At 55.4% G+C, this 11,959-nt stretch carries 12 protein-coding genes; 4 read left to right on the top strand and 8 right to left on the bottom strand.

Annotated elements, in window-relative coordinates; genetic code table 11:
* Positions 1–13 precede the first annotated feature (13 nt).
* Positions 14–1,300: a DEAD/DEAH box helicase gene (locus ACYX34_RS06460; protein WP_462075733.1), complete on the bottom strand. Its 1,287-nt coding sequence runs from the start codon at positions 1,298–1,300 to the stop codon at positions 14–16.
* A gap of 320 nt (positions 1,301–1,620) precedes the next feature.
* On the opposite strand from ACYX34_RS06460, the gene ACYX34_RS06455 reads away from it, so the two are divergent.
* Together ACYX34_RS06455 and ACYX34_RS06450 are read left to right on the top strand one after the other, a co-directional pair.
* Positions 1,621–3,435, top strand: coding sequence for an APC family permease (locus tag ACYX34_RS06455; RefSeq protein ID WP_462075732.1), 1,815 nt, complete (start codon positions 1,621–1,623; stop codon positions 3,433–3,435).
* Positions 3,432–4,496 carry a PKD domain-containing protein gene (locus tag ACYX34_RS06450; protein ID WP_462075731.1) on the top strand — a complete coding sequence of 355 codons (1,065 nt, stop codon included), beginning with the start codon at positions 3,432–3,434 and terminating at the stop codon, positions 4,494–4,496. The genes ACYX34_RS06455 and ACYX34_RS06450 overlap by 4 nt, the downstream gene beginning before the upstream one ends.
* Before the next feature lie 23 nt (positions 4,497–4,519).
* Here ACYX34_RS06450 and ACYX34_RS06445 read toward each other — a convergent pair whose 3' ends face one another.
* From ACYX34_RS06445 to ACYX34_RS06425, 5 genes are all read right to left on the bottom strand, one after another.
* Positions 4,520–4,882 carry a type II toxin-antitoxin system death-on-curing family toxin gene (locus ACYX34_RS06445; RefSeq protein WP_462075752.1) on the bottom strand — a complete coding sequence of 121 codons (363 nt, stop codon included), beginning with the start codon at positions 4,880–4,882 and terminating at the stop codon, positions 4,520–4,522.
* A gap of 37 nt (positions 4,883–4,919) precedes the next feature.
* Positions 4,920–5,147, bottom strand: a complete 228-nt coding sequence (locus ACYX34_RS06440) for an AbrB/MazE/SpoVT family DNA-binding domain-containing protein (RefSeq protein WP_462075730.1) — start codon at positions 5,145–5,147, stop codon at positions 4,920–4,922.
* 280 nt (positions 5,148–5,427) lie between these two features.
* Complete coding sequence (locus ACYX34_RS06435) at positions 5,428–5,982, bottom strand: Lcl C-terminal domain-containing protein (RefSeq protein WP_462075729.1); 555 nt, start codon at positions 5,980–5,982, stop codon at positions 5,428–5,430.
* A gap of 130 nt (positions 5,983–6,112) precedes the next feature.
* On the bottom strand, positions 6,113–6,631 hold the full coding sequence (locus ACYX34_RS06430) for a DUF2059 domain-containing protein (RefSeq protein WP_462075728.1): 519 nt from the start codon (positions 6,629–6,631) through the stop codon (positions 6,113–6,115).
* Positions 6,632–6,764: 133 nt separating this feature from the next.
* Complete coding sequence (locus tag ACYX34_RS06425; protein ID WP_462075727.1) at positions 6,765–8,336, bottom strand: aKG-HExxH-type peptide beta-hydroxylase; 1,572 nt, start codon at positions 8,334–8,336, stop codon at positions 6,765–6,767.
* Positions 8,337–8,562: 226 nt separating this feature from the next.
* On the opposite strand from ACYX34_RS06425, the gene ACYX34_RS06420 reads away from it, so the two are divergent.
* Together ACYX34_RS06420 and ACYX34_RS06415 are read left to right on the top strand one after the other, a co-directional pair.
* Positions 8,563–9,993, top strand: a complete 1,431-nt coding sequence (locus ACYX34_RS06420; protein WP_462075726.1) for an Rqc2 family fibronectin-binding protein — start codon at positions 8,563–8,565, stop codon at positions 9,991–9,993.
* Positions 9,994–10,146: 153 nt separating this feature from the next.
* Positions 10,147–10,653 (top strand): response regulator, encoded by a 507-nt coding sequence (locus ACYX34_RS06415; protein WP_462075725.1) that lies wholly within the window; start codon positions 10,147–10,149, stop codon positions 10,651–10,653.
* Positions 10,654–10,696: 43 nt separating this feature from the next.
* Here the strand turns inward: ACYX34_RS06415 and ACYX34_RS06410 are convergent, their stop codons facing one another.
* Together ACYX34_RS06410 and ACYX34_RS06405 are read right to left on the bottom strand one after the other, a co-directional pair.
* Entirely contained in the window at positions 10,697–11,323 is a 627-nt protein-coding gene (locus tag ACYX34_RS06410) for a 2OG-Fe(II) oxygenase (protein WP_462075724.1), read from the bottom strand.
* 165 nt (positions 11,324–11,488) lie between these two features.
* Positions 11,489–11,824 carry an RNA recognition motif domain-containing protein gene (locus tag ACYX34_RS06405; protein WP_462075723.1) on the bottom strand — a complete coding sequence of 112 codons (336 nt, stop codon included), beginning with the start codon at positions 11,822–11,824 and terminating at the stop codon, positions 11,489–11,491.
* Between the last annotated feature and the right edge of the window lie 135 nt (positions 11,825–11,959).

Below are 11,959 nucleotides of genomic sequence, written 5' to 3'. Positions count from 1 at the left end.
CTATTTTTCAACTTTACGGGCGTACGGCTGTCGTCGTCCCATGCACCGAAGACTTGGAGGGGGACCGTCTACGTCTGCGGAAGGAACGCGGTTGATCAGGTCTTGCCTGACTTAATGAGGAACGGCTATTCCGATGAATGTCTTGGTTCTCACGCAGACTCGCATGCACTGGCGCCCCGCTCCCTGGAACAACTGGTACGGCCTGTCCCAATAGACGCTCGATCGCACGGAGTTGTTGCGTATCCTCGCTGGTCACAAAACTTGTGGCACGACCGGTCGTTTTCATCCGAGCCGTACGGCCGATCCGATGCACGTAATCTTCAGGAACATTCGGCAAGTCGAAATTAATCACATGACCGATATTGGCCACATCAATCCCACGAGCCGCAATATCCGTCGCCACCAACACGCGAAAGGCTCCCCGCCGAAAACCTTCCAGTGCGGCACGTCTCTGTGACAAACTCCGGTCGCCGTGCAACACCGCCACGCGATGGCCCGCGCGATCCAGCATGCGCCCCACCCGATCGGCACGGTGCTTCGTTCTGGTAAAGACAAGCGCGGTATCTTTATCAGCCCCTAACAACGACAACAGGAGGTCGGACTTGTCGGCATGTGATGTATGATGCACCGCTTGAGTCACTCCGTCAGCGGTCGTCGCTGAGGGTGCGACCATGACGCGGACAGGGTTGTTGACGCTGGCTTGAACCAGCCGGGCGAGATCCGCCGGGAGCGTGGCTGAAAAGAGCAAGGTCTGCCGCTCCTCCGGCAATGCATCAAGGATCTGATTGATTTGAGGTGCAAAGCCCATATCCAACATCCGGTCTGCCTCATCCAACACCAACATCTTGATGGACGACAACAAAATCGTGCCGTTCCACATGTGATCCAGGAGTCGACCCGGCGTTGCCACCAGGATGTCCGGGCGTTGTCGCAAGCCTCGCACCTGGGCTTGCATGTCTGCGCCACCCACGATGACAGTCGCAGAGATGCGCCGACTCCGCCCAAGTTTCTCAATCGTGGTCAGAGTCTGCAAGGCCAGCTCTCGTGTCGGTGCGAGGATCAACGCTTTCGGCTGCCCTTTCGGTAAGGTGGACAACCGTTCAATCATCGGAATCACAAACGCGGCCGTTTTCCCCGTGCCGGTCTGGGCGCATCCGATCACGTCTCGTCCTGCCAGAGCGGGAGGGATGGCTTGTTCTTGAATTGGAGTTGGTGAAGCAAACTTGGCATCGGCCAGGTCGCGTAAAAGGGCCTCAGATAAACCGAGGGTGTGAAAATTGCGTGAAGCAGACGTATCCACTAAACTATCCTTTCAGTTTGATCGCATTATGACGGGATCAGAGAACCGAGGGGAGAAACAACCGGGCGGGTGCCGCTCCAAACTGGACCTGGTCGCGATGCGATCGCGAAGTCCGTTATGGTTGAAGCATTTCTCTCGCCGGACCAGCACAAGCGAAATGTGTACCTACCATATCCTATCGACCGGTGCGCGTCAACTTGGTCAGAGATTGCGGTAGGGTACACCACACTCTCAAATCTCGGCATCCATGGGTCTTTCGCCCTATACTCAGACCATCTTAACATTCACTCGAGTCGGAGGATTATGCGATAATCCCACATATGTTTCTGAAACGCTGGCTCGTCGGAGATCCCCTCAAGACCGCTCAAGCAAGGCACGAACGACTCTCCAAAACAATCGCTCTGGCCATCTTCTCCTCGAACGCGATTTCATCCGTCGCCTATGGGACGGAGGAAATCCTCTTGGTCTTGATTCTCGCCGGGCCGGCAGCGATCGCCTGGTCCATTCCCGTCAGCTTCGCGATTCTGTTTCTGGTCTTGGTGTTGACGATCTCCTACCGACAGATCATCCACGCATATCCTGAAGGCGGTGGGTCCTACGTCGTTGCACGGACGAACCTGGGCGACCGGCCGGCTCTCGTCGCGGCGGCAGCCCTGATGATCGACTATGTCTTGACCGTGGCGGTCAGCGTGGCCGCCGGCATCGCGGCCCTGACTTCCGCCATCCCCAGTCTATTCGTTCACCGCGAAGCCCTTGGATTAGTCGCCATTTTGTTTATGATCATGATGAATCTCCGCGGGGTTCGTGAATCCGGTAAATTTTTTGCCGTTCCAACCTATTTTGCCATCGGAGCTCTTGGCCTTCTGGTCATCGTCGGAACCGCGCATTCTCTTTCAAGTAGTGGCGCAGTCCTTCCACCCCCAAACTCTCACGAAACAGAAGCGCTGACCCTGTTCCTCATCCTCCGTGCCTTTGCGGCAGGATGTTCAGCCGTGACCGGAATGGAAGTGATTTCTAACGGGGTCAAGGCCTTTCGACCACCGGAGCCACAAAATGCCGCCATCACCATGATCTGGATGTCCACGATCCTGGCGTCGCTCTTTATGGGGATCAGTTGGATGGCCTATCACTACGGCATTTTAGCCAAGGTTGATGAAACCGTGATTTCCCAGCTTGCTCGATTGACGTTTGGCACGGGCCCCATCTACTACTCCGTACAGATCGGAACCATGGCCTTGTTGGTCTTGGCCGCAAACAGTGCCTTTGCCGGGTTTCCGCATCTCGCATCGATTCTGGCACGCGACGGGTTCATGCCGCATCAGATGGCAACATTCGGTGATCGACTGGTCTTTTCGAACGGCATCATTATCCTCGGATTCTTTGCCTGCCTCCTGCTCGTCATCTTCGAGGGGGAGACCCACGGGTTGATCCCTTTGTACGCCATCGGGGTGTTTGCATCGTTTACGCTGTCTCAAGCCGGTATGGTCAAACGATGGCTCGTGAAGAAAGGCCCACACTGGCAGACGAAACTGCTCGTCAACGGAGCCGGCGCCCTGACGACCGGCATTGCGACCATCATCATCGCCAGCACCAAGTTCATGCAGGGTGCATGGATCGTCTTTGTGCTTGTCGCCATCCTCCTCCTCATGTTTCAGGGAATACGTTCCCACTATAAGGCCGTCAGCGAACAGATCGCCCTGGAGCGCCGAGGGGAACGACCGCCATTGCCTCGGCGCAATATCGTCATTATTCCCGTCAGTGGGATGAATCGTGCCGTGGTGCGTGCCCTGGACTACGCAAGGAGTCGCCCCGGTGAAATTCGTGCTGTGTTCATCGATGTGGATCCTGAAGAAAGCGCCAAGGTCAAGATCCAGTGGGCCCAATGGGGAGGCGGCGTGAATTTGATCGCACTGTCGTCCCCCTATCGTTCGGTCCTGGGATCGTTGCTGGATTATGTCGAGGAAGTCCTCGAAAAGGATCAGAATACCTGGGTGACCGTCGTGATTCCGGAGATCCTGCCGGCACGGTGGTGGCAGAACATCCTCCATAACCAACGGGCACTCATGCTCAAAGCCTCACTGCTGTTCAAAGAACGCGTGATTCTCATCGACGTCCCCTACCATTTGACGCGATGACGATATCTCGTGAAGCGTGGCTCGTGAAACGTGAAGCGCAGCTTCGAACCTCTCGTCTCACTCTCTTCATCGCTTGCCTTGCAATGGCGTCTCCGATTCATGCCTTCAAAATTACCGAGCCACCAGAAGGTATCAAGCTCACTGCAGGAGCCACCATGACAGCTCGCGTGGATGTGGGGAAAGACACTGGTATCGTCACGGTTCGCTACTACTGGTATGGCGAGCAGGATGAAGTCCTCGTCGAACAAGATGACTCAACCGCCACAGGATCCATCGTAGCACCAATCGCCATGCTTGGATCCATCGACCAAGAGCCTGCGTTTGGTGGCCCACTCAACGTTCCACACAACGCCATTGGGCCGATGCGCCTCTTGGCAGTGGCTGAGGTTTCTCGTGGGCGATTGGGAACCAGATCCGTTTACGATGAAGTGATCCTAATGGTCGAGCCCCCTGCCGCCCTCACCACGATCGACTTTGAAACGGAGAAGCCGCTGCAACTGGGACGAGCTGGGCAATCATCAGCCTTTGGCCATGTGGACTCCTTGGGCAAGATCTTTGAGCTCTCGGTCATCGGGGACTTTGCCGATGGTGTCACCCGGCGCATCAGCACCCCAGCCAGCGGCACCAACTATGAATCGTCAAGTCCCAAAGTCATCAGAGTCTTACCCGGCGGCTTGCTTCAGATCGTCGGGAATGGCAAAGCCACCATCACCGTCGCCAATCGTGGGAAACAAGCCTCACTGGACGTCGACGTCAATGTGAATGACGAGCCGAACGAGCCACCGATTGCCGATGCCGGCATAAACAGATCGGTCAAGGCCGGCACTCGAGTAAAGCTGAGTGGACTCAAGAGCCGCGACCCAGAAGGCGAAGCCCTCTACTATACTTGGAGCCAAGTGCGCGGCAGTAAAGTCTCCCTGCTCGACGCCAACAACTTGGAAGCCTCCTTCCTGGCCCCGACCGTCTCCGAACCCCGAATCTATCGCTTTAAATTGCGTGTCACGGATAAAAAGGGGGCAGATAGCTTACCGGCGTTTGTGGATGTGACGGTGGAACCATAGCGGATTCCCAAGTTCGGTTAGCCCTATTTCTTCCCAGATACTTGATTCCGAATCCACCGCGTCGACGCATCCTTACCCATTTCGCCAGCAGCCACCTGAAGCGTGACACGCTCTAGCTCATTGAGATCGGGAAGTTCTCGGATTCCATTCAGGCTGAGAAAGACAAGATCCGACAGAACTGCTGTCCGCTTACTTCCATAAATAAAGGGATGACTTTGTGAGATGTGGAACATGTGAGAAGCCGCCATTCCGGGAAGATCTTGATGGAGATAGTTGCCTCCGAACTGTTGACGAGGCATGGCTATGGCAGCATCGAGCAAACTGTGATCTCGTATACCATATGAGCCACAGCCAATCTCGATAGTATCGGTGTGGAGCAATAACACGTTATCCACGCCGAGGAAGAAGATGTCTTCCACCGCCTCAGTCCACGAGTCGCTTGAGCATCAGCCCATACTTGTTGCACAGCTCTTTAATCGTGGCCTTCATGCGCTCAGGACCGACGCCGACATTCGCCGGGGTGATGACGAGTGCATTCCCATTCACCGTCACTTGAAGTGGCGTTTCTTCTGTAATACCCAGTGCCTGCATCACCGGCTTTTCAATGATCAGCGGAGCACTGTTGCCGTGCTTTTGTAATTTTTTGATCATTCCTCACCTCGCGTCCTTACAGTGTTACAACGTGCTCCAAGGAATGTCTAGATGGAGGGATATCGGAACGATTACGCTTCCTCTGCGTGTATCAACCTCATAGGCTCACTGGTGTGTAGGACAAAGTTGGCTTGTTCATTGGCTTCCCTGGTGCAAGGGAAAGGGGAACGCAATCCTCAATCTGAAGGCTATACCGAGGTTGAGTTGCCTGCGAAGCGCTATTGGAGAATGAGGAGGTCACACCCGCTGTTCACACATCGTCACCGAACACAACTGCTCACTATTGAGCCCCTGTACTTGCTCCCCGCACGCACCAAGCTTTAAAGGTGGACGCTTTACCGGTCATATGCACATGACCATTGCTCAGGTGGAGATGCCAAGCCTTTGAGGATTCCCCATCCGCAGAAGCGGACCAATAGAACCCCGACGGGTTGTTGAGAAACGGATGGCCGGAAGGAAGCATGGAACCAGAATCTTGGACGGATGGATCAAGCAGGCTGGTCAGTTCCACAATCGACGGCAACCGCCACCCCCTCTGGCCACCGATCGTCTTGTTCAGACAGGAAAACCGAGCCGACTTCCAGTCAGTGAGGACTGTTACGGGGGATCGCTCCCAAACCAATCCTGTATTCTGATCCAATACCGCCTCGCTGTTGAAGTTTGCCAGCACGACAAACCGCATCTCCGTTGGGAGGGTCCGATTCCACGAAACGACGTATGGCGATGACCGATCTGGCGTGGATAGGGCCTGCCCCACATCTGCCAGACCGACACAGAAGACAAGGGCGCTGCTGACTATTACTCCATTGGTGATTCGCCTACGTTTCGGTTCCACCTTACCCCTCCCACTCTAGACGATCAAGCGACCAGTCACACTAGTCCGATTGCATCAATCCTTTTGCGGAGATTCGTTACAGAACAAGACACGTCGAGAATGGATGGGAGGCCGGAGTGAGATCGTGCCGCTATGCCCCCTGCTTCGCCTTGCCTCGCGCGACCAGCGCAACCACCTGTAACAGTTTTTCCACTCGAGCCTTGTATTGGTTCATGAACTGAGCCGTCCACATCGTGTTGTATTCGATGGCCGCACTCTTCTTCATCCCGGCATCTTTTTCACCGACCGGAGAGGAATAGTGCGCAATCAGACGATCCAGTTCATCTTCACCAAAATTTCTCGAGTACGCCTGTTTGAGATGATCATGGAGGGTTTCCATCTTCCCCATTGACTGCCTAATGTCTTTGAGAAAGGCATCAAGAAGCCGTTCTATTTCCTTCTTGGTCTCACCTGACACAGTGGGATAGCTGACCGCAATGGACTTTCGGATCTGTTGCTCATACTCGCTGACATACTTTTGCGTGAGCGTCTCGTATTCCGACTCAAGTTCAGAGACTCGGATCAGCGTCAGCAACTTCTCAATCTTGATGGTTTTGGAGTTCTCGATCGTGGCCGCATCGGCAACAGCCCCCCCAACGACCACTGTCATGCTCCAGAAGCACCCGAGTAGAGCAACCCGTGCAACACAGCCCTGTTGTCTTTTCTCCTGGTCGCGCATAGTTCTCACCTCTTGCGACCGAGTCTACTCCGATTGGACTGCTCGTCAAGAAATAGAGCACCTTCTACGATGTGACGGGAGTGATGCGCATCGGCCCATACGTGTGGCGGGCTGTCTGCAGTTCCTTGAGATGTTTCCGCAAGGCGGGAGCAAACGAAGAACGGTCGATCTCACGTGTCATGCGCTTGCTGTTGCGCTCGACACGATCAATCAAGTCGCTGAGCTGTCCAACTAAGCGCCGGCCTGAGCCCGTCAGCCATCCAAGATGGTGATCGGCATAATGCAAATCTTGCAGTGAGTAACGGACGGAAGCCAGCTCTTCCAGACAGCGGAATCGAGCTCGCTGCAAATCTCGCATGGTCAGCCCCGCCCGTTTCCACTCTGATGCTCCATGACGGCCGACTCCCCACGAGGAAAGCCGCTCGAACAAGAGCGCTCCCATGGTAAAGGTAAAGGTCGCATGGAGAATGCCCCGCAGCGGACGGAGGCTTCGTCGCCAGGGCGAGTAGAAGATCTGCTGGTTGCGGTCGCCGCGATACATGACCTGCTTTCGCAAGAGCAAATTGAGATGGTGATGGCTGTTCTCATGGATGAGATCGTCGACCAAATCAAGGTTGCTACGATCAAAACAGTTGATGAAGGACAGCCCTGGCTGGTGGCGATAACTGAAACTGACGACACCTTTTGCCTGCAGCGGAATAATGCGGTCAGTGAGCAACGTTAAGAGATCGTGCCCCTCCGTCCACGCGAGTCGGATCGTTTCCCAAGCACGAGTGATTCGATCAACCTGTCTCGGACCAGTAGGCTTCACGGTTTTGGGTTGACGGTCCTTCCCATAAACCAACGTTGGGCCAACGGTGACGGGATCAGGCTTGCCCTTGGCGGCAACCATAGGAGAGCAGTACGCCCAATACCATTGCCCTGCCTTTCCCTGAACAGACCAGACCGATGACACCGTTCTGCCGACTCTCACTTTTATCCGACCGGACTCCACTCGAAAGACCACCGCTCCTGACGAGTGAGACAAAACCTTCCGCATATCATCTGGTGCCTGACACCAGACTCCAGTCAGACCAGTGGAAATGGCTCCTGGAAGCTTGGCCCGCTCAAAATGCTCTTTCAGGTTTCCCGGTATATCCCACCGTCCCATCTTCTGCCGCCGCAGCCATGTGACCGACAACCCCGGATCAAACCAGAGGGCCTCCTGCGTCAGCTCCCCCGCCAACCGTCGACACAAGGCCCACAACCGTTTCTCCAGACCACGTACGTGCGGACGGCCACTTGGGAATATGTCGTCAAAGTAGCCATGCTCAAAAAACTTCTCCCGGCATTCGTCGAAAAACTGCGCTGCAAACTCGGTCCGATCCTGCTCTATTTTCAATTGCCGATACACATCGAGGAGATACACAAGATCATTCAGCGTCTCGATCCAGCCGACCACTTTCCAGGTAGAATAGGACTCCAACGGAAAGGCTGACCGGAGATGGTCAAAGAACCCAGTGGGAAGCTTCAGCTCTCTCGACAGGTCAACGTAGTCAGCGTGCAGTTCCCGACACAGATCAGCGTAGAGTCGACGCATCGAAAGACGAAATTCATGCTGCAGTTTGATGAGAGGCTGCGGATCGAGCAGGTGCATAGTGAGACGAGTGCGCGCAATGGTGGGGAGGACTCTAGCGCAGCGAGAAAGTGGGTGCAAGTGCGAAGCTAAGCGACGCAGTATTGTCCTTTGCCAGCATGAGCCAGCACACCATCATGAGTGCCTGGATATTCTTCCTCGGCAGGCACTAACATGGAGCTTTCTACACGCTGAGGCACGGCAGTGAGGGAAGTCATGCCCTGCCTCTCAATGGTGAAAGACTCTCATGATACTAAACAGGACAGATCTGACCCTGGTCCTCGCGGAGATTGCTCCGCTGTTGCAGGGCGGCTGGATTCAGAAGATTCATCAACCACAGGCCCGCACCATCGTATTTGATATTCGGGTGCCGGGCGAGACCCATCGGCTGCTCATCTCGTGCGAGCCGGACAGCGCGAGACTCCACCTCACCACCGGCTCTCATCTGAATCCTCCGACACCTCCCCCTTTCTGCCAGTTTCTCCGAGCCCGTTTTCAAGGGGCCAGACTCGACGGCATCCATCAGATCGAGAACGACCGCATCGTCGAACTACAGATCACCAGTCGAGACGGACCTTGCACGATCATGTGCGAATTGACTGGGGCCAAGGCCAATCTCCTGGTCCTCGATGCCGAACGCCGAGTCCTGCGAGATTTGACTCGCCAATGCACGAATATTGGAAAACTGTATGAGCCACCGAGTCAAAGCACCACATCTCAGAAACAGGCACCGAGTCGTTTCGCAGATACCATCGGAGGTCTACACCCTGTCTCAGAGGCGATCGATGCCCATTACCGTGAGCAGGAATCCGTACTGGCCGTCGACCGGATCAAAGAAGAACGCCTACGTGCTCTAAAAAAGACGCTCAAGAAAGAGCAGCGGTTGATCGAGGCCTGGCGGAGTGACCTTGCAAAAGCAGCCGCCTACCACGCCTATGCCCGGTATGGAGAATTGATCAAGGCCAACCTTGGAGCCATCACGAAGGGAACCGATCGGATTGAGGTGACCGATTACTTCGATGACCAGCTCCCCACCATCAGGATTCCCCTCGACCCCATGAAATCTCCCCAGAGCAATATGGACGACTATTTTCGAAAGCACCGAAAATATCTTGCCGCTGAGAGAGAACTCAAACCGCGCATCGAACGAGCCGAGCTTGGTCTCGCGCGGTTACGCCAAGAACTTCGGGACATCGAGCAAGGAACCTGGACTCCACCTGCCGCACCTTCTCCCCGTCCAAACGTCGCCACCAGGACGACGCCTCGTGCCGTTGATCAGCCACGTGGTCCATTCCGTCGATTTACCTCGACCGATGGGCTGCCGATCTTCGTCGGACGCAATGCGCGAGAAAACGATGAACTGACATTTGGTCTCGCCAAGAGCGACGACCTGTGGCTGCATGCGCGTGGAACACCAGGATCACACGTCGTCGTTCGCTTAGGGAAAGGGATAGAGCCTCCACCGGAAACGCTTCGTGACGCGGCTACACTGGCCCTGCTCTACAGCGATCTGAAGAAAAGCGGCAAAGGCGATGTGATCTACACCAGGCGTAAGTGGGTGAAGAAAGCCAAGGGGCAGGCCCCTGGCGCGGTGATCGTGACCCAGGAAAAATCAGTGCACGTCAGTCTGGATAAAAACCGACTGGACGCAATCAAAAATCGGACTAGCCTGGATTGATCTGCATCTCACCCTACCTCACAGCCTTGCCCAAGACAGCTACTGCTCCCATCAAATCTTGGCCTCACCGGATATGTCGTTCCAGGCTGAAACAACGGTTTCTCTCGCTCTTTGACTTGTCCAGCACTATGATGGAGATGGGAGACGCAATCGATGACCAGTCCGCAACGTGCTCCGGCGCAAGCCAGCTCTCCAACAATGTTAGTCGTCGACGACGAACCGGCGATCATCAGACTCTGCAGAATGATGCTCGAAGAAGCGGGATATACCGTGCTTGAAGCCGAGGGCAGCTCGGAGGCCCTCAAGATCTGCACCCAACATAAGGGACCAATCGATCTCTTGCTGACAGACCTTGTGTTACCACCACCAGGTTTTCAGCTCGCCTCAACCTCCAACCAATTTCCACACGTCCATGGTCATGAGCTGGCCGTTCGAGCCACCATGATCCGGAGCGAGCTTCGCATCATTCTGATGTCCGGCAACCCTGAGAAAGACCTGGTGAGCCACGGGATCAAACGGGGAACACTCCCGTTTCTGGCAAAACCGTTCGAACGTGAGCGCTTGCTCGCCCTGGTAAAAAACGTACTCTCACAACCGCCAATGCCCCTTGGAGTGGAACCGCCCCCCCGTGCCGCCAATGATGCCGAGTGGTTCGGTTAGCCGAGCAGATCGTTTCTTGTCCGGACCACGTTACGTCTCGCTACTACGCATGCTCCGTCATAAACCATCCGGCGATCGATAACCTCCGGTGCTGGCCAGCCGTCGCATCGACTCGACAAACCCGATGAAATCGAGGGACGGTAAACATCACCAAGGATCCCGGGCGCGGCTCAATACAATGAGTCGGGAACAGATCAGGTTGAGCAGCGTGGCCACCTGATCGCGAAGTATAGAGGATCAATTCCCCTCCCCAATCCGGCTGCCATTCCTCATGAACATAGGTCACCACAGCGATCCGACGATGCAGGGTCCGCCGCCCCGCAATCGGTCGCCCCTGATCCGTGTCGTCATGGGTAAGGAGACAATCGCCTGCCGCATACGAGTAGTAGCTAAATCCCAAATGTCGCCCGACAATGTCGGGGAAGGACTCGATGTGGTCATGGATGAACGGAAATTGAATCCGCGACAGGAACCGCTGCCCCTCCGGAGGACCAATTTCTGCTTTCGCCCAGTTTCCTGACTGCGGAAAGTCTTCCCGGACAGAGGGAAGATCTGAGAGACTTTTCCAAGCCGCCTGATTCATCCCGTCACGAAAGAACTGTCGCTCCTCGGCGGACCAAAAGTTTTCAATCACCAATACGGGACTGCTTCGAAACGAAAATGTACTCACGTCGTCTGATGTTACTGATGATGGCATTCCATTCATGATTCCACTCACACCCTGGCCGACATTGGCCCCCACAAGACAGCACGCGTTACCTGTTTCGCTGATAAAAAAAGAGGGGCTGCCACACATGATGGCAGCCCCTCCGTCCAAATGTCTGGAACCGATTACTTACCAGCGATCGCGCTTTCCACCGCCTCCGCTGCGACCACCGCCTCCACCGAATCCACCACGCCCGCCACCACCACCGGTCCGCGGCTCCTGGGGACGTGCTTCATTGACTGTAAGCGTCCGGCCACCCATTTCTGACCCGTTGAGTGCCGTGATGGCAGCTTGAGCTTCGGCATCGGACGACATTTCCACAAAGCCGAATCCCCGGGATTGCCCGGTGAACTTATCCGTGATGATGCGGGCAGAAGCCACTGCACCATGCGCCGCGAATAAGTCACTCAATTGCTGCTCGGTCGCCGAGTAGGGCAACCCACCGACATAGATCTTCGAACCCATTGGGGTTCCTCCTTTAGGATAATGACATTGTCTTGAGCACGAGGAACGGGGAAGGAGCGGGCCGAAGACGCGATCGATGCAGCGGCTTAGGTCTGACTTCCGACAAGATTCCCGGACAAGGCAACATCGACATTG

The sequence above is a fragment of the Nitrospira sp. CMX1 genome (assembly GCF_054902215.1).
The sequence above is the reverse complement of the archived record's forward strand: the minus strand, read 5'-3'. Positions and strand labels throughout refer to the sequence as shown.